The sequence below is a fragment of the Streptomyces chartreusis genome (assembly GCF_008704715.1).
GTDB lineage: Bacteria > Actinomycetota > Actinomycetes > Streptomycetales > Streptomycetaceae > Streptomyces > Streptomyces chartreusis.
The window spans coordinates 341928-367405 of the sequence record NZ_CP023689.1 but is presented as its reverse complement, the minus strand read 5'-3'; the positions used below and the strand labels follow the sequence as shown (position 1 = coordinate 367405).

The 25478-nt window shown below is 72.6% G+C and carries 6 protein-coding genes; all 6 read left to right on the top strand.

The annotated features are described in order from the left end of the window. Positions 1 to 21: 21 nt before the first annotated feature. From CP983_RS01480 to CP983_RS01455, 6 genes are read left to right on the top strand one after another with little or no spacing between them, the layout of a single operon-like run. Entirely contained in the window at positions 22 to 14706 is a 14685-nt protein-coding gene (locus CP983_RS01480; protein WP_150498200.1) for a non-ribosomal peptide synthetase, read from the top strand. A 37-nt stretch (positions 14707 to 14743) separates the two neighbouring features. Next, a complete protein-coding gene (locus CP983_RS01475; protein ID WP_150498199.1) occupies positions 14744 to 21202 on the top strand; it encodes an amino acid adenylation domain-containing protein in 6459 nt (2152 codons plus the stop codon). A 4-nt stretch (positions 21203 to 21206) separates the two neighbouring features. Beyond that, entirely contained in the window at positions 21207 to 21428 is a 222-nt protein-coding gene (locus CP983_RS01470) for an MbtH family protein (RefSeq protein ID WP_150498198.1), read from the top strand. A gap of 37 nt (positions 21429 to 21465) precedes the next feature. Continuing rightward, the gene (locus CP983_RS01465; protein WP_150498197.1) at positions 21466 to 22743 is read left to right on the top strand and encodes a cation:proton antiporter; all 1278 of its coding nucleotides are present in this window, start codon (positions 21466 to 21468) and stop codon (positions 22741 to 22743) included. Between the two features lie 37 nt (positions 22744 to 22780). Beyond that, complete coding sequence (locus CP983_RS01460) at positions 22781 to 24265, top strand: tryptophan 7-halogenase (RefSeq protein WP_373309800.1); 1485 nt, start codon at positions 22781 to 22783, stop codon at positions 24263 to 24265. Positions 24266 to 24282: 17 nt separating this feature from the next. Then, entirely contained in the window at positions 24283 to 25476 is a 1194-nt protein-coding gene (locus CP983_RS01455) for a cytochrome P450 (protein ID WP_150498196.1), read from the top strand. Positions 25477 to 25478 lie beyond the last annotated feature (2 nt).

The following is a 25478-nucleotide window of genomic DNA, read 5'->3' as shown; positions in this document are numbered from 1 at the left end:
TTGTCTGTGAGGAGTTACGCGATGACCCGATCCCAGGTCGAGGACGTCTGGCCGCTGTCGCCGTTGCAGGAGGGACTGCTGTTCCACGCGGCCTTCGTCAGCGACGGGCCGGACGTCTACCAGGGGCAGCGGCTCCTGGACCTGGACGGCCCCGTCGACGCCGACCTGCTCCGGACGTCGTGGGAGGCGCTGCTGGCCAGGCACCCGGTGCTGCGGGCGGGCTTCCGGCGCCGCAAGTCGGGCGAGGCAGTGCAGGTCATCGCACGCGAGGTGGAACTCCCGTGGCGGATGGAAGACCTGTCGGCGCTGGACGCGGAGACGGCGGCGGCACGGCTCATGGAACTGGCCGCCGAGGACCGGGCGCAGCGCTTCAACCTCGCCGCGCCGCCCCTGCTCCGTCTGCTCCTCGTCAGGCTGGCCGAGAACCGGCACCGGCTCATCGTCACCAGCCACCACATCATCATGGACGGCTGGTCGATGCCCGTCCTGCTCCACGATCTGACCACCGTCTACGCGGCCGGCGGCGACGCCGCGAAACTCCCCGAGCCCAGCTCCTACCGCGACTACCTCGCCTGGCTCGGCCGCCAGGACAAGGACACGGCACGCGAGGCATGGCGGGGCGAACTCCTCGGTGCCGAGGAGCCCACGCTGGTCGCGACCGCCGACCGGGGCCGTAAGCCCGTCCTGCCCGAGAGTCTGATCGCCGATATCCCCGAGAAGCTGACGGGTGAGCTGACCGGGCTGGCCCGGCAGCACGGCCTCACCGTCAACACGCTGATCCAGGGTGCCTGGGCCATGGTCCTGGCGCGGCTGACCGGCCGTACGGACGTGGTCTTCGGTGCCACGGTCGCCGGCCGCCCCGCCGGGCTCGCGGGCGTCGAGTCGATGATCGGCATGTTCATCAACACCCTGCCCGTACGCGTCGAACTCGACGGCGAGCGGCCGTCGGTGGAGATGCTCAAGGCGCTCCAGACCCGCCAGTCCGCGCTCATCGCCCACCAGCACCTCGGCCTCGCCGAGATCCAGCGGCTCGGCGGCGCGGGCGCGGTCTTCGACACCCTCGTCGTCTTCGAGAACTATCCACGCCCGCCGGAGGAGCCCGCCGCCCCTGACGCCTTCACCCTGCGCTTCGCCGCCGGCCAGGAGACGGCCCACTACCCGCTGACCCTCGTCGCCGTCCCCAAGGATCGGATGCTCTTCAAACTCGACTACCGCCCCGACCTCTTCGACCGTGAGACCGCCGAGGCCGTCTTCGGCCGGCTCGTCCGAGTCCTGGAGCAACTCGCGGCCGACCCGCGGCAGCCGGTGGGGCGCGTCGACGCGATAGGCGAGGCCGAGCGAGCCCGGGTCATCGACCACTGGAACTCGACCGCGGCCGACCGGCCGGCCGAATCCGTCCTGGAACTCTTCGCCCGACAGGTGGCCCGGACACCGGACGCCATCGCGGTCTCGGACGGCGAACGACAGCTGACGTACGCCGAACTGGACACTCGATCGGGCCAGTTGGCACGGCACCTGGCTGACCGGGAGGTGCGCGCGGGCGACCGCGTCGCCGTGGTGCTGGAACGGTCGACTGACCTCCTGATCGCGCTGCTCGCGGTGTGGAAGACCGGGGCCGCGTACGTCCCCGTGGACACCGCATATCCGGCGGAGCGGATCGCGTTCCTGCTCACGGACTGCGATCCGGCGGCCGTGGTGTACTCCGAGCGGACACGCGTCGTCGTACCCGAGGGCGTGCCGGCCCCGCTGGTGCCGCTCGACGAGGCTTCGGTGCTCGACGGCGACCCCCTTTCTGTTCCCGTGGCCGGGGACGACATCGCGTACGTGATGTACACGTCCGGTTCGACGGGGACGCCGAAGGGCGTCGCCGTGCCGCACGGGAGTGTCGCGGCGCTGGTCGGGGAGCCCGGCTGGGCGGTGGGGCCGGATGACTCGGTGCTGTTCCATGCCCCGCATGCCTTCGACATCTCGTTGTTCGAGGTGTGGGTGCCGCTGGCGAGCGGGGCCCGGGTCGTGGTCGCCGAGCCATCAGTGGCGGTGGACGCGGCTGCCGTGCGGGAGTACATCGCCGGTGGAGTGACGCATGTGCACGTCACCGCCGGGCTGTTCCGGGTGCTGGCGGAGGAGTCGCCGGAGTGCTTCACGGGAGTGCGGGAGGTGCTCACCGGCGGTGACGTCGTGCCAGCGAGGGCCGTGCAACGGGTGCGGTCGGCTTGCCCCGACGTCCGGGTACGGCATCTGTACGGCCCCACCGAAGTGTCGCTGTGCGCGACCTGGCAGCTGCTGGAGCCGGGCGACCAGTCGCCCCAAGTGCTGTCGGTCGGAAGGCCGTTGGGGAACCGTCAGGTGTACGTCCTCGACGCCTATCTGCATCCCGTCGCCCCCGGTGTGACGGGTGAGCTGTACATCGCCGGTGCCGGTCTGGCCCGTGGGTATCTGAAGCGGGCCGGGCTGTCGGCCGAGCGGTTCGTCGCCTGTCCCTTCGCGGACGGGGAGCGGATGTACCGGACCGGCGACCTGGTGCGCTGGACCTCGGACGGCGAGCTGGTGTTCGTGGGCCGGGCGGACGCCCAGGTCAAGGTCCGTGGATTCCGCGTCGAACTGGGTGAGGTGGAGGCGGCGCTGGCCGCGGAGGCCGGCGTCGGCCAGGCGGTGGTCACGGCCCGCGAGGACCGGCCCGGGGAGAAGCGGCTGATCGGGTACGTCGTCCCCGACGGCGAGGACGTGGACACCGAGCTGCTGCGCGAGCACCTGGCGAAGGTGCTGCCCGAGTACATGGTCCCGGCCGCCCTGATCGTGCTCGACGCGCTGCCGTTGACCGCCAACGGCAAGGTCGACCACCGGGCGCTGCCCGCACCGGACTTCGCCGTCCGGGTCAAGGGTCGCGAGCCGGGCACCGACGCGGAGCGGACGCTGTGCGAGATCTTCGCGGCGGTGCTGGGCCTGGAGCGGGTCGGCACCGAGGACGACTTCTTCCACCTGGGCGGCGACTCGATCACCTCGATGCAGGTCGTCGCCAGGGCAGGCCGGGCGGATCTGGTCCTGACGCCGCGCCAGGTCTTCGACCTGCGTACACCCGAGAGGCTCGCGCACGCCGCCCGACCGGCCGCGACGAGGACCACGACCACGCCCGAGGACGCCGTAGGTGAACTGCCCTGGACGCCCGTCATGCGCGCCCTGGGCCGTGCCGCGGCCCGTCCCGGGTTCGCGCAATGGGCGGTGGTGGCGGCCCCACCGGCGCTCGGCGAGGAGACTCTGACCACCGCCCTCGGGACCCTGCTCGACACGCACGACATGCTGCGTGCCCGGGTGGCCGCCGACACGACGACGCTCGTGGTCGCGGAGCGCGGGTCCGTGGACGCCGCCGCGCTGGTGGAGCGGGTAACACTCCGAACCGACGAGGACCTGGACGGAGCCGTCGAACGGGCGGCGCGGAAAGCGCCGGACGGGCTGGACCCGGCAGCCGGAGTGATGGCGCGGCTGGTGTGGGTGGACGCCGGGCCCGAGCGGGCGGGGCGGCTGGTCCTGGTCGTGCACCACCTGGTGGTGGACGGCGTGTCGTGGCGGATTCTGCTGCCGGACCTGCGTGTCGCGTGGGAGGCGGCCGTCGCGGGCCGGGCCGCGGACCTGGACCCGGTGGGGACCTCGTTCCGGCGCTGGGCTCAGCTGCTGGAATCCGAGGCGCGGGACGAGAGGCGGATCGCGGAACTGGACCGGTGGCGCGAGCTGCTCGGTGACGGTGACGCCCTGATCGGCGCACGGGCGCTGGACCCCGCCCGCGACACCGCCGACACCCTCCGGCACCGCTCCTGGACCCTGTCCGGCGCGCCGGCCCACGACCTCATCGGCCGTATCTCCGCCGCCTTCCACTGCGGTGTCCACGAGGCGCTGCTCGCCACGCTGGCGGGCGCGGTCGCCCGCTCCCGGTCCGGCGCGGACAGCGTGGTGCTGGTGGATGTAGAGGGCCACGGCCGTGAGCCGCTCGCCTCCGACGTGGACCTGTCGCGCACGGTGGGCTGGTTCGCCGATGCGCACCCCGTGCGGCTGGACACGGCGGACATCGACGTGACGGACGCGTCGGCCGGGGGAGCGGCCGCGGGGGCCCTGCTGAAGGCGGTGAAGGAGCAGTCGCGGGCCGTGCCCGGGGACGGCCTCGGCTACGGGCTGCTGCGTCACTTCAACCCCGACACGGCATCGGCCCTGGCTCAACTCCCCTCCCCGCAGGTGGGCTTCAACTACCTCGGCCGGTTCCCCGCCGCACCGGCCGCCGGGCCGTCAGCACCGGGCGGCTCCATCGCCCCCGACACGCCGCTGCTGCACACGGTCGAGGCCGCCGCCGTCGTCCGCGACACGCCGGAGGGCCCGGAGCTGACCCTCACGCTGAACTGGGCCGGGAACATCCTCGACGCCGACGACGCGGAGAAGCTCGGCGGCATCTGGCTCGCCCTCCTCACCGGCCTCGCCACGTACCTCGCGGACCCGTCGGCCGGCGGCCACACCCCGTCCGACTTCCCGCTCAACGCTCTCACCCAGTCTGACGTGGAGGAACTGGAGACCACGGTCGCCGGCCTGACCGATGTCTGGCCGCTCTCCCCGCTCCAGGAAGGCCTGCTCTTCCACACGGCCTACGACGACCAGGGCCCCGACGTCTACGAGACCCAGCGCGTGCTCGACCTGACCGGGCCGCTCGACTCCGAGCGGCTGCACCGCTCCTGGAACGCTCTCGTCGCCCGGCACGACATGCTCCGGGTGAGCTTCCACGAACTCGCCGACGGCCGCACCGTCCAGGCCGTCACCGGCGCGGCCGAACCCCCATGGCGCGAGGTCGACCTGTCCGACCGGCCCGAGCCGGAGGCCCTCGCCGAGGCCGAGGCCCTGGCCGAACGGGAACGCGCCGAACGCTTCGACCTGACACGGGCCCCACTGCTGCGGCTCCTCCTCATCCGGTTGGGTGAGCGACGCCACCGCCTCGTCATGACCTCCCACCACATCCTCCTGGACGGCTGGTCCACGCCGATCGCCCTCGACGAGGCGTCCCGGATCTACGCCGCCGACGGCGATGCCTCCGGCCTCGGCCCGGCGCCCTCCTTCCGCGACCATCTGGCCTGGCTCGCCCGACAGGACAAGGACACGGCCCACGAGGCATGGCGGGCCGAACTGGCGGGTGCCGACGAGCCGACGCTCATCGCGCCCGCCACCGCGGGCCGGGGACCGGCGGCCACGGAAGGCGACTCGCTGCTGCTCTCCGAGGAGCTCACCCGCGCTCTGACCTCCGTGGCCCGCGAACACGGCCTGACCTTGAACACGCTCGCGCAGGGCGCCTGGGCGTTGGTGCTGAGCCGGCTCGCACGGCGTACGGACGTCGTCTTCGGCATCTCCGTTGCGGGACGCCCGCCGGAGCTGGCCGGCGTGGAGTCGATGGTGGGGATGTTCCTCAACACGCTGCCGGTACGGGTACGGCTCGACGGCGCCGAAAGCGTCCTGCGGATGCTGGCACGGCTTCAGGACCGCCAGTCGGCCCTGCTCGCTCACCAGCACGTCGGCCTGGCCGAGATCCAGTCGCTCGGCGGCGCGGGCACCGTGTTCGACACCATGCTGATGTTCGAGAACTATCCGGGTGGCCCGTCGAGTCTCGCCGCCACGGACGACGAAGTCACAGTCGAACGCGTCAGCACCCGCGCCGGCACCAGCTATCCGCTGGCCGTCGGCATCATGCCCGGCGACCGGATGCGGGTCCACGTCACCTATCGCCCCGATCTCTTCGACCGCGACGAGGCCCTCCACGTGGCCCGGCAGGTCGAACGCGTTCTGGAACAGCTGGTCGCCGATCCGTCGGCGCCGGTCGGCCGGGTCGATGTCGTGGGCCCGCTGGAGCGCGGGCTGGTGGTGGAGGGCTGGAACACCACGACCCGTCGGACGCCAGGTTCCTCGGTGCTGGAGCTGTTCCGCGCGCGGGTCGCGCAGGCACCGGAGGCGGTGGCTGTCGTCGACGGCGAGCGGCAGGTGTCGTACGGCGAACTGGACGCGGACTCGAACCGGGTTGCGACCTACCTGCGCGAGCGCGGGGTCGGTCGGGGGGATCGGGTGGCCGTCCGGCTGGAGCGGTCGTTGGATCTGATCGCGGCTCTGCTGGGGGTGTGGAAGGCCGGGGCGGCTTATGTCCCGGTGGACGGTGCCTATCCGGCGGAGCGCGTCGCGTTTGTACTGGAGGACTCCGCACCTGCCCTGACGATCGACGCGGTCGGGAAGGGCGGTGGCGAGGCTCCGTCTGTTGCGGTCGCCGAAGGCGATCTCGCGTATGTGATGTACACGTCCGGTTCGACGGGGACGCCGAAGGGTGTCGCTGTGCCGCACGGGAGTGTGGCGGCGTTGGTCGGTGAGACGGGTTGGGGTGTCGGTCCCGGTGATGCGGTGCTGTTTCATGCCCCGCATGCTTTCGACATCTCGTTGTTCGAGGTGTGGGTGCCGTTGGCGAGCGGGGCCCGGGTGGTCATCGCTGAGCCGGGTGTGGCGGTGGACGCCGCGGCGGTACGGCAGCACATTGCGGAAGGGGTGACCCATGTGCACGTCACCGCCGGGCTGTTCAGGGTGCTGGCGGACGAAGAACCCGAGTGCTTCACGGGCGCCCGCGAAGTACTCACCGGTGGAGACGTCGTCCCCCTGGAAGCAGTCGAGCGGGTGCGGGCCGCGTGCCCCGAGGTGCGGGTGCGGCATCTGTACGGGCCGACCGAGGTGTCGCTGTGTGCGACCTGGCATCTGCTGGAGCCAGGGGAGGGCACGGACCGAGTGCTGCCGGTCGGCAGTCCGCTGGCGAACCGTCAGGTGTATGTCCTTGACGCCTTCCTCCAGCCGGTGCCGCCGGGAGTGGCGGGCGAGCTGTACATCGCCGGGGCGGGACTCGCCCGTGGGTACCTGAGGCGGGCGGGGCTGTCGGCCGAGCGGTTCGTGGCCTGTCCGTTCGCCGATGGGGAGCGGATGTACCGGACGGGTGATCTGGCCCGTTGGACGGAGGACGGCGAGCTCGTCTTCGAGGGGCGTGCGGACGCGCAGGTGAAGATCCGTGGCTTCCGGGTCGAACTCGGCGAGGTGGAGGCCGCGTTGGCGGCGCAGTCTGCTGTCGCCCAGGCCGTCGTGGTCGCCCGCGAGGACCGGCCCGGCGAGAAACGGCTCGTCGGGTACCTCGTCTCCGACGGGCACCAGGCAGACCCCGACGAATTGCGTGCCCGACTCGCACAGACCCTGCCCGACTACATGGTCCCGGCCGCCCTCGTCGTACTCGACGCCCTGCCTCTCACCGTCAACGGCAAGGTCGACCACAAGGCCCTGCCCGCACCGGAGTTCACAGCCACGGCGAGCCGCGAGCCCCGGACGGCTGCGGAGAAGTTGGTGTGTGAGCTCTTCGCCGACGTCCTCAATCTGGAGCAGGTCGGCGTGACGGACAGCTTCTTCGAGCTGGGCGGCGACTCCATCATGTCGATGCAGCTCGCCGCACGCGGCAACCGCAAGGGCATCGCCTTCAGCGCCCAGGACGTCTTCGAGCACGAAACGCCCGCCGCCATCGCCGCCGTGGCCCGCCTCGCGGACGACACCGGTCCTGAGACCGCCGAGGAGGACTCCGGCGGCGAGGTGCCGTGGACACCGGTGATGCTGGCACTGCGCGACCGGGCCCCGCGTGCCGTGGAGACCGGGGGCCTCGCCCAGTGGGCGGTGGTCGCGGTGCCGGCCGCCCTCGCTGAGGACACGCTGGCCGCCGGCCTGGGTGCCGTACTCGACACGCACGACATGCTGCGCGCCCGCGTCGAACCCGGGGCGGAGCCCAGGCTGCTCGTGGCCGAGCGCGGCAGCGTCGATGCCGCAGGACTGGTCACCCGGATCGGCGCGACCCCCGGCACCCTCGACGAGCTCGCCGACCGTGCCGCCCGCGACGCCGTCACCCGGCTCGACCCCGTGGCCGGCGTCATGGCACAGGCCGTGTGGATCGATGCCGGCCCCGAGACCGGGCGGCTGGTGCTGGCCGTGCACCACCTGGCCGTCGATGCCGTGTCCTGGCCGGTGCTGCTCGGCGACCTGCGAGCCGCTTGCGAGGACACGGCCGCCGGGCGGCAGCCCGAGCCGGCGCGGGCCGGGATCTCCTTCCGGCGCTGGGCCGAGAAGCTGGCCGCCGAGGCGCGCAAGGAGAGCCGCGTCGCCGAAGTGCCCGCCTGGACCGAGTTGCTGGGCGAGGGCGACGCCCCGATCGGCATCCGGGCGCTCGACCCCGCGCGCGACACCGCGTCGACCGTGCGCCGCTCCACCTGGACCCTGCCGCCCGCGCAGGCCCGGGAGTTGGTCAACCGCGCCCCCAACGCCTTCCACTGCGGCGTCCACGAGGTGCTGCTCGCCACCCTCACCGGAGGCATCGCGCACTGGCGGGAGCGGACCGCAGAGGAGGGCGGTGCCGCGGTGCTCCTCGACATCGAGGGTCATGGGCGCGAGGCGCTCGACGGTGTCGATCTGTCTCGCACGGTCGGCTGGTTCACCAGCGTCAAGCCCGTGCGCCTCGAAACCGCCGGAGTCGACCTCGCGGACGCGCTGGCCGGTGGTCCGGCGGCGGGGGCGCTGCTGAAGGCCGTGAAGGAGCAGGCGCGCCGCCTGCCGGGTGACGGGCTGGGCTTTGAACTGCTGCGGCACCTCAACCCGGAGACCGCGCCGACTCTGGCCGAACTCCCGGTCCCTCAGGTCGGGTTCAACTACCTGGGCCGGTCAACTGCTCCGACCGGCACGGCCGTAGAGCCCTGGCAGCCCACGGCCGGTATCGGGGGATCGGTCGACCCCGCCACGCCGGTGAAGCATGTGATCGAGGCGGGCGCCGCCGTACGGGACACGCCGGACGGGCCGGAGCTGACCCTGAGCCTGAGCTGGGCCGGCGAGGTGCTGGACGCAGCTGATGGCGAGGCGCTGGGGCGGGCCTGGCTGGCGATGCTGGACGGGCTCGCCGGCCACATCGCCGACCCGGACGCCGGCGGCCACACCCCGTCCGACTTCCCGCTGCTCGACCTCACCCAGCAGGAGGTCGCCGAGATCGACGCGGCGGTGCCCGAGCTCGCCGACGTCTGGCCGCTGTCGCCGCTCCAGGAAGGGCTGCTCTTCCACGCGGCGTACGACGAGCAGGGGCCCGACGTCTACGAGGGCCAGCGCTGGCTGGAGCTGACCGGGCCGCTGGACGTGGCACGGCTGCGAGCCGCCTGGCAGGCGGTGGTGGCCCGGCACGCCACGCTGCGGGCCGGGTTCCGGCAGCTGGAGTCCGGGCGGTTCGTGCAGACCGTCGCCCGTGACGTCGAGATCCCGTGGCGCGCCGAGGACGTCTCCGACCTGCCCGAGGCCGAGGCGCTCGCGGCGTTCGAGCGGCTGGCCGCCGAGGACCAGGAGCACCGCTTCGACATCGCCCACGCACCGCTGCTGCGGGTGCTGCTGGTGCGCATCGCCGAGCGCCGCCACCGGCTGGCGTTCACCAGCCATCACATCGCATCCGACGGCTGGTCGCTGCCGGTGATGGTGAGCGAGGTCGCCCGGCTCTACGAAGCGGGCGGCGACCCCCGTGCCCTGCCGCCCGCCACCTCCTACCGCGGCTACCTGGAGTGGCTGGCCCGGCAGGACAAGGAGGCCGCGCGCGCCGCCTGGCGGACCGAGCTGGCTCCGGTGGACGAACCGACGCTGGTGGTCCCGGCCGACCGGGTCACCGCGCCCGCCGAACCGCAGCGGGTGACGTACGAACTGGACGAGGAACTGGGCCGCAGGCTCGTCACCCTCGGCCGAGGGCACAGCCTGACCCTCAACACCCTGCTCCAGGGCGTATGGGCGATCCTGCTGGCCCGGCTCACCGGCCGTACCGACGTGGTGTTCGGCACCACGGTCGCCGGGCGCCCCACCGAGCTGCCGGGCGTCGAGTCCATGATCGGCCTGTTCATCAACACCCTGCCGGTACGGGTCGGGCTCGACGGCGCGCAGCCGCTGCTGGAGATGCTCACCGACCTCCAGGAACGGCAGGTTGCGCTGATGTCCCACCAGCACCTGGGACTCACCGAGATCCAGCGGCTGGCCGGGCCCGCCGCCACCTTCGACACCCTCGTCGTCTACGAGAACTACCCGCGCCCGCCGCTGGGTTCCGGCGACCCCGACGCGTTGTCCATCCGGCCGGCCGGAACTCCGGAGGACGCGGGGCACTACCCGCTCACCCTGGTCGCGGTCCTGGAGGACGAGCGGGTGCGCGGAGACCTCGTCTACCGGCCCGACGCCTTCGAGCGCGCGGAGGTCGACGAGCTGCTCGCCGCCCTGGTGCGGGTCCTGGAGCAACTGGTGGCCGACCCGTCCACGCGGGTCGGGCGGCTGGACGTGACCGGCGCCGCGGAACGGGACCTGGTGCTGGGAGAGTGGAACGACACCGCCACGGCCGACCGGCCGCGGGCAGCCCTTCCGGAACTGTTCGCCGCCCAGGCCGCGCGCACCCCCGGCAACACAGCCTTGATCGGGGCCGGCCGCGAGGTGACCTACGCAGAGCTGGAACGGGAGTCCGGGCGGCTGGCGACCCATCTGCGCTACCTCGGCGTGGCCGCCGAGACCCGGGTGGCGCTGCTCGTGGAGCGCTCGGTGGAGATGGTCGTGGCCCTGCTCGGAGTCTCGCGGGCCGGCGGCACATTCGTCCCCGTCGACCCCGCGCACCCCGCCGACCGGATCGCGTATCTCCTCGATGACGCGGCGCCCCCGGTGCTCCTGTGCACCGCGCGGACCCGGGCCGCCGTGCCGGCCGACTACCCGGGCCGGATCGTCGTCCTCGACGAACTCGACGACTCGGCCCTGACCGCCGAGCCGTTCACCGCGGCGCCGGTGCTGCCGGAGCAGGCCGCGTACATCATCTACACCTCCGGCTCCACCGGCGCCCCGAAGGGAGTCGTGGTCCCGCACGCCGGACTCGGCAACCTCGCCGCCGCGCAGATCGACCGCTTCGCCGTCGGACCGGACGCCCGCGTCCTGCAACTGGCCTCCCTCGGCTTCGACGCGGCGGTCTCCGAACTGCTGATGGCGCTGCTGTCCGGCGCCGCCGCCATAGTCGCGCCCGCCGAGACCCTGCCCCCGCAGGTGTCACTGACCGAGGCGCTGCGCCACTGGGACGTCACCCACGTGACCGTGCCGCCGAGCGCGCTCGCCACCGCCGACGAACTCCCCGACGGGCTGCGGACGTTGGTGGTCGCCGGCGAGGCGTGCCCGCCCGCGCTCGCCGACCGCTGGGCCGGCGGCCGCCGGATGATCAACGCGTACGGTCCGACCGAGACCACCGTGTGCGCGTCGATGAGCCCGCCGCTGGCCCCGGGAGCGGACGTCGTCCCGATCGGCAGGCCCATCGCCAACGGGCGCACGTACGTCCTCGACCCCTTCCTGCGACCGGTCCCGCCCGGTGTCACCGGCGAGTTGTACGTCGCGGGCGCCGGACTGGCACGCGGCTATCTGGGCCGGGGCGGCCTGACCGCCACCCGGTTCGTGCCCGACCCGTTCACGCCCGGCGAGCGGATGTACCGCACCGGCGACCTGGCGCGCTGGACACAGGACGGCCTGCTGGTCTTCGCCGGGCGGGCGGACGCGCAGGTCAAGGTGCGCGGCCACCGCATAGAGCCGGGCGAGGTCGAGGCCGTGCTCGCCGAACACCCGGGCGTCGCGCAGGCGGCGGTCGTCGCCCGCGAGGACACACCCGGCGAGCGGCGACTGATCGGATACGTCGTGCCCGACGCCGCCGACCGCGACCGCGACGAGCGGATCGCGCGCGACCAGGTCGGCGAGTGGCAGGTGTTGTACGACTCCGTGCACGCCGAGCACACCGAAGCCGAGTTCGGCGAGAACTTCGCCGGCTGGAACAGCAGTTACGACGGACAGCCCATCCCGCTCGCCGAGATGCGCGAGTGGCGGGAGCGGACCGTGGACCGGATCCGCGCCTTGCGGCCCCGCCGGGTCCTTGAGATCGGCGTCGGCACCGGACTGCTGCTGTCCCGGCTCGCCGGGGAGTGCGAGGAGTACTGGGGCACGGACTTCTCCGCGCCGGTGGTCGCCGAACTGCGCCGGCACGTCGAGCGGGATCCGGAGCTGGCCGCGAAGGTGCGGCTGCGGGTGCAGGCCGCTGACGAGACCGACGGGCTGCCCGAGGGGCACTTCGACACCGTCGTGCTCAACTCCGTCGTGCAGTACTTCCCCAACGCCGACTACCTGCGAGGCGTACTGGAGTGGGCGCTGCGGCTCGTGGTGCCCGGTGGCGCGGTGTTCGTCGGCGATGTGCGCAACCACCGTCTGCTGCGGCCCTTCGCGACCGCCGTCGAGGCCGCCCGGACCGCCGACCAGGACGTCTTCACCCTGCGCCGGGCAGTGGAGCAGAACCTCACCATCGAGAAGGAACTGCTGGTCGACCCCGAGTTCTTCGCCGCACTCGGCACAGAACTGCCCCACGCCGCGGGCGCCGACATCCGGCTCAAGCGGGCCTCGCACCACAACGAGCTGAGCCGGCACCGCTACGACGTGGTGCTGCGAAGGACAGGCACGACCGCCCTGACCGTCGCGGACGCACCCCAGTTGGCGTGGACCGAGGCAGGCGACCTCACCGGGCTGGTCCACCATCTGACCTCCGCGCACCCCGACCGGCTGCGGCTGACGGGCGTACCCAACTCCCGTGTGGCACACGAGGTCGCGCTGGCCCGCGCCCTCGACGAAGGAGTACCGCTCCCGGCCGAGGAGACCGTGACCGGCCCGGACGTCGAGGCGCTGTACGAACTCGGCGACCGGCTCGGCTATTGGGTCGGCGTCACCTGGTCGGCGACCGCACCGGACGAGGTGGACGCCGTACTCGTCCGCACCGGACTCACCGAGTCCGCGGCCGTGGTGGACGTCTACACACCCGCCCCGGTGCCGCCGACGGGCGTCACCAACGACCCCGCCGCCGGCCGTGGCACCGGCGCACTGCTGGCAGAACTCCGTGAGCACGTCGAGCGGCGGCTGCCCGCCTACATGGTCCCGACCGCGTTCGTGCCGATGGACCGGCTGCCGCTCACCCCCAACGGAAAGCTGGACCGGCGCGCGCTGCCCGCCCCCGACTTCGCCGGCCGTGCGGGCGGACGCGACCCCCGTACCCCTGCCGAGGCACTGCTGTGCCGGCTCTTCGCGGAGGTCCTGGGCCTGGAACGGGTGGGCGCCGACGACTCGTTCTTCGCGCTCGGAGGCGACTCGATCACCTCGATGCAGCTCGCCTCGCGGGCCCGGCGCGAGGGCGTCGTGCTCACGCCCCGGCAGGTCTTCGTCGAGAAGACGCCCGAGCGGCTCGCCCTGCTCGCCGAAGCGGCCGCCGCCGAGGAGGCGGCGACCGGTGAGGTGCCGTGGACACCGGCCATGCGGGCCGTGCCGGCCGACGGGACCGCGCCCACCCAGTGGGTGGAGCTCGCCGTCCCGGCCGGCCTGGACCCGGCGGCCCTGGTCCGTGCCCTGCGGGCGGTGCTCGACACGCACGCGATGCTGCGCTGCCGTATCGGCGAGGAGCTGGTCGTCGGCGAGCCCGGCGTACCGGACACGGCCGGGCTGATCGACCGGGTCGACGCCGGCACGCCGCTCGACGGCGCCGTGGCCGACGCCGCGTCCCGGCTCGACCCGGCCGAGGGCGTCCTGGTCCGGCTGGTGTGGGCGGACGCCGGCGCGGACAGCCGGCTGGTGGTCGTCGTCCACGAGCTGGTCGTGGACGAAGAGTCGTGGCGGATCCTGGTGTCCGACCTGCGTACGGCGTACGAGGCCGCGGCGGCCGGCCGGGAACCCGTACTGGAGCCGGAGAGCACGTCGTACCGTCGCTGGGCGCGACTGCTCGCCGAGCAGGCGACGGCCGACGCGCGGGTCGGGGAACTGGACGGCTGGGCGGCGCAGTCGGCGGCCGGGGAACGGATCCCGGCCGCCGGCAACGAGGCCCGTGCCACCTGGTCGTTGACACCGGAGATCACGGCCGTGCTCACCCACCGCACCCCGGAGACCTTCCACTGCGAACCGTCGGAAGTGGTCCTCGCCGCCCTCGTCGGTGCCGTGGTGGAGGGCGGTACCACCGCCGTGATGGACCTTGAGATCTCGGGCCGCCGGCCCGTCGACGGCGTCGATCCGTCCCGTACGGTCGGCCGCTTCGCGCACGACATCCCCGTACGCGTCGAGCTCGCCGGACTCGGCCTCGGCTCGGCACGGGCCGGTGGCGCGGCGGCCGGAGAACTGCTGAAGACGGTCAAGGAGCAGGTACGCGCGGTGCCGGGCGACGGACTGGGATACGGACTGCTGCGTCACCTCAATCCCCGGACCGCGGCCCGGCTCGCCGCCCTCGCCCCTCCCACGCTTGCGTTCGGCTACCACGGCCACGCCGCCCCGGACACCGGCGAGCCGTGGCAGCCCCTCGCCCGGCCCGCCGTCCGGCCCTCGGCCCACGCGTTGCACGCAACCGCCGAACTGCGGGACACACCGAACGGCCCCGCACTGACCCTCGAACTCCGCGGCCGGACGGAAGAGTTGGACCAACTCGGCCGGGCCTGGCAGGAGCTGCTCGGCGGCCTCGCCGCCCACACCGAAGACCCCGCCGCCGGCGGGCACACCCCCTCCGACTTCTCCCTCCTGGACCTCGCGCAGAGCCAGATCGAGGAGCTGGAGGCCCAACTCGCAGACGACCAGTGACAGCACATGACCGCAAGCCTTTGTGAGGAGTAACGCGATGCCCCGATCCCTCGTCGAAGACGTGTGGCCGCTGTCCCCGCTCCAGGAGGGCCTGCTCTTCCACGCCGCCCTGGACGACCGCGGCGGCCCCGACGTCTACACCGTGCAGGCCGTGCTCGCCCTCGACGGGCCGGTGGACGCGACCCGGCTGCGTGCCTCCTGGGAGGCGCTGGTGGCCCGGCACGCGGCGCTGCGCGCCGGCTTCCGCCACGTCAGCGGCGCTCAGATGGTGCAGGTCATCGCCCGCGAGGTGACTCTGCCGTGGCGCGAGGAGGACGTCAGCGGACTGCCACCGCAGGAGGCGACCGCCGCGGCCGACCGGGTGGCCGGCGAGGAACTGAGCCGGCGGTTCGACCTGGCGGCGGCCCCGCTGCTGCGAATAGCCCTGGTCAAGCTCGCCGAGGACCGGCACTGGATGGTCGTCACCAGCCATCACGTGCTCATGGACGGCTGGTCGATGCCGGTCGTGATGAGCGAGCTGTCCGCCCTGTACGCGGCCGGCGGCGACGCCTCCGGGCTCCCGCCGACGGCCTCCTACCGTGACTATCTGGCCTGGCTGAACCGGCAGGACAAGCACCGGGCGCGGGACGTGTGGCGGGCCGAGCTGGCCGGTCTCGACGCCCCCACGCTGGTCGCGCCCGCCGACCTGACCCGGCTGCCCGACTCCGGATTCGTGCTCACCGACCTCTCCGAGGAGCTGACTGCGGGCCTGGTGAGCCTGGCCCGCGGACACGGGCTGACCCTGAACACGGTCGTGCAGGGCGCCTGGGCGGTCGTACTGTCGCAGCTCGCCGGGCGCACCGACGTGGTGTTCGGCGCCACCGTCTCCGGCCGGCCCGCCGAACTGCCTGGTGTCGAGACCATGGTGGGCCTGCTGATCAACACCCTTCCGGTGCGGGTGCCCCTCGACGGGCGGCAGCCCGCCGTCGAGATGCTCACCGCCCTCCAGGAGCGGCAGGCCGGACTGATCGCCCACCAGCATCTCGGACTGCCCGAGGTGCAGCGCCTCGGCGGCCCCGGCGCGGTCTTCGACACCCTCGTCGTCTACGAGAACTTCCCCCACGCGCCCGGCAAGCCCGGCTCCGAGGGGCTGTCCATGCGCCCGGCGAAGCTCTCCCGCGACACCGCCCACTACCCGTTCACGCTGGTCGTCGCCCCCGGGGACCGACTGCACGTCAAACTCGACCACCAGCTGGAGCTGTTCGACCGCGGCACCGCCGAGGCGGTACTCGGCCGGCTGATCCGGGTGCTGGAACAGATCACCTCCGACCCGCGGGTACCCGTCGGTCGGCTCACCTCGGTCGGCGGGCCGGAGCTGGAACGCGTCCTGCGCGAATGGAACGCCACCGAGGCGGCTGTGTCCGGCAGTTCCGTGCCCGAACTGTTCGCCGAGCAGGCGGCCCGCACTCCCGACGCGGTCGCCGTCGTCGACGGAAAGCGGAACCTGACGTACGCTGAACTCGCCGCCGACGCCGACCGGTTGTCGGGGCACCTGATCGGTCGCGGCGTGGGGCGCGGTGACCGGGTCGCCGTGCTCATGGAGCGGTCGGCCGATCTGCTGACCGCGCTGCTCGCGATCTGGCGGGCGGGCGCCGCGTACGTGCCCGTCGACGTGAGCAACCCGGCCGAGCGGATCACGTTCCTACTCAAGGACTCCGCACCGGCCGCCGTCCTGTGCACCCGCTCCACACGGAGTGCCGTACCCGAGGACACCCCTGTGCCCCCGCTCGTGCTCGACGACCTGACGGCCGAGGGGGAGGCACCGTCGCCGGTGCCGTGCACCGCGGACGACATCGCGTACGTGATGTACACCTCCGGCTCGTCCGGGACGCCCAAGGGCGTGGCCGTGCCGCACGGCGCGGTCGCCGCGCTCGCCGGGGACCCGGGCTGGGGCGTGCACGCGCGGGACGCGGTGCTGCTGCACGCCCCGCACGCCTTCGACGCCTCGCTGTTCGAGATCTGGGTGCCGCTGGTCTCCGGGGCCCGTGTGGTGGTGGCGGAACCGGGCGTGGTCGACGCCCTGCGGATCCGCGAGGAGGTCACCGCCGGGGTGACCGCCCTGCACCTGACCGCGGGTACCTTCCGGGTGCTCGCCGAGGAGGAACCTGAGTGCTTCGCAGGACTGCGCGAGGTGCTCACCGGCGGCGACGTCGTACCTCCGCAGGCCGTCGAACGGGTCCGGCGGGTCTGCCCGGAACTGCGGATCCGGCACCTCTACGGGCCGACCGAGACCACCCTGTGCGCCACCTGGCACCTCGTCGAGCCCGGCTCGCCCGCCGCCGGCACGCTGCCGATCGGACGGCCGCTGGCCGGGCGCCGGGTCCACGTCCTGGACGCCTTCCTGCAACCGGTGCCGGCCGGCGTGCCCGGCGAGCTGTACATCGCCGGCGAAGGCGTCGCACACGGGTACGCCGGGCGGGCCGCGCTGACCGCCGAGCGGTTCGTGGCCGACCCGTACACGGACGGGCGGCGGATGTACCGCACCGGGGACCTGGTGCGCTGGAGCGACGAGGGCGAACTGGTCTTCGTCGGCAGGGCCGACGCCCAGGTCAAGATCCGGGGCTTCCGCGTGGAACCGGGCGAGGTGGAGGCCGCGCTCGCCGCACAGCCCGGCGTCCGCCAGGCCGTCGTCGCCGCCCGTGACGACGGCCCCGGCGAGAAGCGGCTGATCGGGTACGTCGTCGCCGACGGACCGGATCTGGACCCCGACCACGTCCGTGAGCAGGTCGCCGAGGTGCTGCCGGAGTACATGGTCCCGGCGATGGTGATGGCCATGGTCACCCTGCCGGTGACCGCCAACGGCAAGGTCGACCGCAACGCTCTGCCCGCCCCCGACTTCGTCTCGCGGGTCGCCGGACGCGCCCCGGAGAGCGAGACCGAGCAACAGATGTGCACGCTCTTCGCCGAGGTGCTCGCCCTCGACGAGGTCGGCGCCGAGGACAACTTCTTCGAACTCGGCGGCGACTCCGGCCTCGGAATGCGCCTCGCCCGCCGGATCCGCGAGGAACTCGGCGTCGACCTGCCCATCCGGCAGCTGTTCTCCGCCCCCACGCCGGCCGGCGTGGCACGGGTGCTCGCCGCCAAGGTCCGCCCGGCGCTGCGGCCGATCGAGGACCGCCCGGACCCGCTGCCCCTCACCGCCGGCCAACTGCGCACCTGGCTGCTGGACCGGCTCGACGGCGAAGGCACGCCCGCGCACCACGCCCTCGCGCTACGGGTGGGCGGCGCCCTGGACCGGGACGCGCTGACGGCTGCGCTCGGCGACGTCGCCGACCGGCACGAGATCCTGCGCACCACCTTCCCCGGCACCGGCCGCTCGGCTCACCAGCGAGTGCTGGAACCGGAAGCCGGGCGGCCCGAACTGCGGCTCGTCGAGGCCCGCGAGGAGGAACTGCCCGCACTGCTCCGGCAGGCGACGGCTCACACCTTCGACCTCACTCGCGAAGTGCCCTGGAACCACACCCTGTTCGCCCTCTCCGACACCGACCACGTCCTGCACCTCCTCGTGCACCGCATCGCCGCGGACGCGCAGTCCACCGGCGTGCTGATGCGCGACCTCGCCGCGGCCTACGGTGCCCGGCGCAGGGGCCGAGCCCCCGAACGCGCGCCACTTCCCCTGCAGTTCGCCGACTACGCGCTGTGGGAGCGGGAGCTGCTGAACGGCGAGCAGGACCGCGAGACCCTCGCCTGGGACGAGATCCAGTACTGGCGCGGCGCCCTCGACAACGCCCCGGAGGGCCTGGAACTGCCCACGGACCGCGACCGACCGGTGCTGCCCACCCGCCGGGCCGGATCCGTGCCGGTCCGCCTCGGAGCCGAGGCGCACGCCCGGCTCACCGCGACGGCCGAGCCGTCGGGGGCCTCCGCGTTCACCGTGGTACAGACGGCACTCGCCCTGCTGCTCGGCAGGCTCGGCGCGACCGACGACGTCACCGTCGGCACCGTGCTGCCGCGCAGCGACGACGAGGTCGAACTGGAAGGGCTGATCGGCGCCTTCGAACGCCCCCTCGCCCTGCGCACCGACCTCTCCGGCGATTCCACCTTCACCGAGCTGCTCGGCAGGGCGCACGACGCGGGCCGCGAGGCCCGCCGCAGGCAGGACGTGCCCTTCGCCCGGCTGCTGGAGGCCCTCGACCTGCCGCCCACACCCGACCGCCACCCCGTCTTCCAGGTCGCGCTCGACGTCCACGAGGAGGGCGAGGACCCGTGGGACGCCTGGCAGCTGCCCGGACTGAACACCAGCCCCGTCGACCTCGGCACCGACGCCATGGAGTTCGACCTGTCCCTCCACCTCGAAGAGAACGAGGACCTGGACGGTGCCCCAGACGGCCTGGCCGGCGAACTGCGGTACGCCACTGACCTGTTCGACCCGACCACGGCAGCCGCCTTCGCCGCACGGCTGGTCCGGGTCCTGGAGCAAGTCGCCGACGACCCGGAGTTGCGGGTCGGGGACGTCGACCTGCTGCTGGACGATGCCGAGCGGCGGGTGACCCACGAGTCCGAGGCCGGGCCACCCGAGTCGACGGTCGTCGAGGCGCTGGCCGCGCAGATTGCCGCCACGCCCGACGCGGTCGCCGTGACGGACGAGTCCGGGACGCTCACCTACGCCGAACTCGACGTGACGGCGCGGGCGTTGGCGCGGCGGCTCACGGTTCGGGGGATCGGCGCCGAGCACGTCGTGGCAGTGGACCAGCCCGCGGGCGTGGGGCTGGTCGGGGCGGTTCTCGGGGTGTTGTGGTCCGGTGCCGCGCTCCGCCTGATCTCCGGACCGGACCGGGCACTCGGGGAACTCCGTCACGATGCCGTGGTCACCAGCGCGAGCGGTGCCGGGGCCCGGTCGCCGGGTGAAGGCATCCCGGTGCTGATCACCGACGGCGACGAGAGGGCAGTTGATGCCGTCACGGAAATCCCCGGTGGAGACCTCGCCCCGCACCCCGGCCACGCGGCCCTGCTGCTCCCCACCTCGGCCGAGGACGGCACCCACACGGTCATCGAGCACCGCACCCTCGCCTCCCGCGCCGCGCACCGCGCCCTCACCTCGACCGTGTCCGGGGTGACCCTGCTGGACCCCCGCGTGCCGGGCGCGTCCCTGATCACCCCGCTGCTCGCCACCCTGAGTTCCGGCGGCACCGTGCGCTTCGGCACCCCCTCCGCCGACCGGCCCGGCGCCGACCTCCTGGTCACCACCGGCGCCCTGCTCGCCAAGCAGGCGGCGGACTCACTGTCGTACCCGGAGATCCTGGTCGTGGACGAGGAACCGCACCGGATCCCCCCGGTCTCCACCCGGGTCGCCGGTCACGCCACGTCCGAGACCGGCGGTACCTGGCTGGAGGCGCGGTTCGGTCCCGGTGAGCCCGCGCCCGCCGCCGGGCTCCCGGTGGGACGGCCGCTCCCGCACACTCCGGCCTATGTCCTGGACGACCGGCTGCGGCCGGTCCCCAGCGGAGTCGAGGGGGAGCTGTACGTGGCGGGCGGCACCCTCGCCCGGGGCTACGCGGGACGGCCCGCGCTCACCGCCGAGCGGTTCGTCGCCGACCCGTACCGGCCCGGCGGTCGCATGCTGCGGACCGGAAAGCGGGCCAGGCGCGACGGCGAGGGCGTGCTGTCGTTGCGCGACCGGCGGGTCTCCCGGGCCGCCAGGCCGGTCGGGGGAGGTGGCAGTGAACTGGGCGTGCTGCTGCCGCTGCGTCCCGAAGGCACCCGCAAGCCGCTCTTCTGCCTGCACCCGAGCATGGGCCTGAGCTGGTCCTACGCGGCGCTCGTGCCGTATCTGCCGGCCGACCTCCCGGTGTACGGCGTGCAGGCGCGCGGGCTCGCCGGACCGGAGGAACTCCCGCACAGCATCGAGGAGATGGCGGCCGACTACGCCGACGAGATCCGCACGGTGCAGCCCGTGGGCCCCTATCACCTGCTCGGCTGGTCCTTCGGCGGCATGATCGCGCAGGCGATCGCCTGCCGGCTGGAGGAACTGGGCGAGGAGGTGGCGCTGCTCGCCCTGCTCGACGCGTACCCCAGCAGCGCCGGGAAGTCGATCTCCCGGGACCGCGGGGTCTCCCGTGAGGAGCAGGCGTCGACCTTGATGGAGCAGGAGATCGAGGTGTCCGCCGGCGTCGACGCACGCGGCAACCTCGGCGACCGGGTGCTGTCGCGGATGCAGGAAGTGCTGGGCAACATGGCCCGGTTCGCGCCCGGCCACACCCCGCGCCGCTTCGGCGGTGACGTACTGCTGTTCATCGCCGCGCACGACCGCCCGGAGGAACTGCCCGCCGCCGAGGCCAGGGCCGGCTGGGACGACTTCACCGGCGGCACCGTCGAGAGCCATGAAATCCCCGTCGACCACTACCGGATGCTCCACCCCGGAAACCTCCCGCCGGTCGGCCGTGTCCTCACCGAGAAACTGACCGCCCCTCGACAGACCGAAGAATCCGCGAACCACTCCGGAAAAGAAGGCGAATGACACCATGACCAACCCTTTCGACAACGAGAACGGCACTTTCCTGGTGCTCGTCAACGACGAGGGCCAGCACTCCCTCTGGCCGGTTTTCGCGGAGATCCCGCAGGGCTGGACGACCGCCTTCGGTGAGGCGAGCCGGGCCGAATGCCTGGAATTCGTCGAGCAGAACTGGACCGACATGCGGCCCAAGAGCCTCGTCGCCCGCATGGAGGACACCGCCACGGCCTGAGCGACGCGCACGCACGCAGTGAGAAGAAGGGAGAAGCGTGGACACCGAACAGGTGACGGCCGTCGTCATCGGCGACGTCGCGCTCATCGTCGTCGCCTCCTGGCTGCTGGGCGCGCTGGCCCGCCGGCTGGGGCAGCCGACCGTGATCGGGCAGATCGTGGCGGGTATCGCCCTCGGCCCCACCCTGCTCGGCCGGCTGCCGGGCGATCCGACGAAGGTTCTCTTCCCGCCGGAGGTGCTGCCGTTCCTGACGGTGCTCTCCCAGGTCGCCGTCGTGATCTTCATGTTCCTCGCCGGATACGAGATCAACTACCGGCAACTGCGCAGCGGTGGCCGGTCCGTACTGGCGGTGGCCGCGCTGGCACTGCTGGTCCCGGCCGGCCTCAGCACGGGCGCGGTGACCCTGCTCGACGGGATGTTCACCGCGGTCGAACCCGACGCGGGCGGGCGGACGTTCGTGATGTTCATGGCGGTGGCCTGCTCGGTGACGGCGCTGCCGGTGCTGGTGGCGATCGTCCGCGAGCGCGGCATGGCGGGGACGTCCACCGGGGCGGTCGCCACCACCGCGGCCGGGATCATGGACGTCGCCGCCTGGCTGGTGCTGGCCGCCGCGTTCGCCGGCACCGCGCACTCCTCGGGGCCCTCGTGGCTGCAGGCCCTGGTGCTGATCGTGCTGTTCAGCGCGGTCATGTTCCTCGTCGTACGGCCCCTGCTGGACCGTCTGCTGCGGCGCTCCGAGTCACGGCTGCTCAGCCCGGTGCCGCTGGCGCTGGGGCTCGCGCTGGGCAGTGCCTGGGTGACGTCGATGCTGGGGCTGCACCCGGTGTTCGGAGGCTTCCTCGCGGGGCTGGTCATGCCGCGCCGCAACGAGGTCCCGGACGCGGAGGTGCTCCAGCCGATGGAGCAGACCGCGGCCGTGTTCCTGCCGCTGTTCTTCGTCACCACCGGGCTGAAGTTCGACGTCGGCACGCTCGACGCCGACGGACTGGTGCTGCTGGCGCTGATCCTGGGCATCGCCGTCCTCGGCAAGCTCGGCCCGGCGTACGCGGCCTGCCGGTTCACCGGACTCGGCCCCCGTCAGTCGGCACGGGTGGCGGCCCTCGTGAACACCCGCGGCCTCACGGAACTGATCGTGCTCAACGTGGCGCTCGAATCGGGAGTGATCGGCCCCGGGCTCTTCACGGTGCTCGTCCTGATGGCGCTCATCACCACCTTCATGACAGGACCGCTGCTCACCCTCATCGGACGAAAAGAGCGTCCGGAAAAGGAAATTGGACGAGTTGACGAGCCGGTCGGACGAATTCAGGCTCAATGAGAACACCGAAACGGACAGGGAGTTGGCTGTGGCAGCAGTGACCGAAGAATTCGACGTGGCCGTCGTCGGCGGCGGACCCGCCGGTTCCACCCTTGCCGCGCTCGTCGCCAAACAAGGGCACCGGGTCGTCGTACTGGAAAAGGAGAACTTCCCGCGCTACCAGATCGGTGAATCGCTGCTGCCGTCCACCATTCACGGTGTGTGCCGGCTCTCCGGCGCCGCGGACGACCTCGCGAAGGCGGGCTTCCCGCTCAAGCGCGGCGGCACCTTCCGCTGGGGCGCCCGGCCCGAGCCCTGGACGTTCGCCTTCTCCGTCTCGCCCCGCATGGCGGGCCCGACGTCCGTGGCGTACCAGGTCGAGCGGTCCAAGTTCGACGACATCCTGCTGAAGAACGCCCGCAAGCAGGGAGCCGACGTCCGCGAGGGCTGCTCGGTGCGCGGGGTGATCGAGGAGGGCGAGCGGGTCCGCGGCCTCACCTACGCCGACGCCGACGGCAACGAGCGGGAGATCCGCGCGCGGTACGTCGTCGACGCCTCCGGCAACAAGAGCCGGCTCCACAACAAGGTCGGCGGCACCCGCGAGTACTCCGACTTCTTCCGCAGCCTCGCCCTCTTCGGCTACTTCGAGAACGGCAAGCGGATGCCGGAGCCCAACCGCTTCAACATCCTCTGCGTGGCCTTCGAGAGCGGCTGGTTCTGGTACATCCCGCTCAGCGACACCCTGACCAGCGTCGGAGCCGTCGTACGGCGGGAGTTGGCAGAGAAGATCCAGGGCGACCCGGAGAAGGCACTGCGGGCGCTGATCGACGAGTGCCCGATGATCGCCGACTACCTCTCCGACGCGACCCGCGTCACCGAGGGCCAGTACGGCGAGATCCGGGTCCGCAAGGACTACTCGTACCACCACACCACCTTCACCCGGCCCGGCATGATGCTCGTCGGCGACGCCGCCTGCTTCGTCGACCCGGTCTTCTCCTCCGGTGTCCACCTGGCCACCTACAGCTCGCTGCTCGCCGCCCGTTCCCTCAACAGCGTCCTGGAGGGCAAGGTCGACGAGGACGCCGCGATGAAGGAGTTCGAGTCCCGCTACCGGCGGGAGTACGGCGTCTTCTACGAGTTCCTCGTGTCCTTCTACGAGATGCACCGCGACGAGAACTCCTACTTCTGGCAGGCCAAGAAGGTCACCGCGAACAGCGAGCCGGAGCTTCAGTCGTTCGTCGAGCTGATCGGCGGTGTCTCCTCCGGCGAGCAGGGCCTGATGAACACCGACGCGCTGAGCGAGCGGCTCGCGGACAACTCCGAGGAGTTCGCCACGGCCGTGGAGAAGTTCGCCGCGAACGAGGACGGCAGCTCGGTGCCCCTGTTCAGCTCCTCCGTCGTGCGCAACGCCATGCAGGAGGCGGGCCAGGTGCAGATGCGGGCGCTGCTCGGCGAGGACGCGGAACCCGAGACGCCCATGTTCCCCGGCGGACTGGTCTCCTCCCCGGACGGCCTGTACTGGCTGCCGGCCACCACCGCCTGAGGGAGGCGAGCCCCGACATGGCGTCCCGTGACGTCCCCGTGTACAACCGCCGGGACCGGCTCGACCCGGTCCCCGAGCTGGTCGAACTGCGCAACCGGTGCCCGGTGCTGCGGACGGAACTGCACGGCGGGCCCTCCAGCCAGGTCGTGGGCTGGCTGGTCACCGGCAGCGACGAGTCCCGCGAGGTGCTCAGCGACCAGCACCGGTTCACCATGCTCCCGCCCGCCGACACCGAGGCGCAGTCCCGGCGGCTCCAGAACATCGGCAACCCCCTGCACTACGACCCGCCGGAGCACACCCGGCTGCGCAGGATGCTCAACCCCGAGTTCACCATGCGGCGCCTGCGCAGGCTCCAGCCGCGCATCGACGCCGTCGTCGAGGAGTGCCTCGACGCGATGGAGCAGGCCGGGGCACCGGCCGACCTGATGCAGCACTTCGCCTGGCAGATACCGGGCCACACGGCCTGCGAACTGCTGGGCGTGCCCCGCGACGACCGGGCCGAGCTGTCCCGGCACCTCGACATCACCCGCGACGACGGCCGCGGCCGGGCCCGCCAGATGGCGGCCGGCCGGGCCTACCGCGCCTACTTCCACCAGCTCACCGCACGGCAGCGCCGGGACCCCGGCGACGATCTGCTCGGCATGCTGGTGCGCGAGTACGGCGACGAGATCACCGACGAGGAACTGGAGGGCCTGGCCGCGTCGCTGACCTCCGCCGGCATCGAGAACGTCGCCAGCATGCTCGGGCTCGGCACCCTCGTCCTCCTCGAACACCCGGACCAGCTCGCCGAGTTGCGGGCGAAACCCGAACTGATCGATCGCGCGGTGGAGGAACTGCTGCGCCACGTCTCGGTCATCCCGACCCTCTCGCCCCGCACCGCGCTGGAGGACGTGCCGCTCGGCGGGCACGTCGTGCCGAAGGGGGAGCGCGTCATCTGCTCCGCCTTCGCGGCGAACCGGATCGCCACCCCGGGTGACGATCACAAGGACGGCTTCGACATCACCCGTGAACCGGCCCCGCACATGGCGTTCGGACACGGCGTGCACCACTGCCTCGGCGCTCCGTTGGCCCGGATGCAACTGCGCACCGCCTACCAGGCGTTGTGGCGGCGCTTCCCGGAACTGCGGCTCGCCGTCCCGCACGAGGAGATCAGGTTCCGGATGCCGTCCTCACGGGTCTACTCCGTGGACGCGCTGCCGGTGGCCTGGTAGGA

Coding starts and splice junctions, on each gene's coding strand:
- CP983_RS01480 (WP_150498200.1), top strand. CDS start 22: ATGACCCGATCCCAGGTCGAGGACGTCTGGCCGCTGTCGCCGTTGCAG.
- CP983_RS01475 (WP_150498199.1), top strand. CDS start 14,744: ATGCCCCGATCCCTCGTCGAAGACGTGTGGCCGCTGTCCCCGCTCCAG.
- CP983_RS01470 (WP_150498198.1), top strand. CDS start 21,207: ATGACCAACCCTTTCGACAACGAGAACGGCACTTTCCTGGTGCTCGTC.
- CP983_RS01455 (WP_150498196.1), top strand. CDS start 24,283: ATGGCGTCCCGTGACGTCCCCGTGTACAACCGCCGGGACCGGCTCGAC.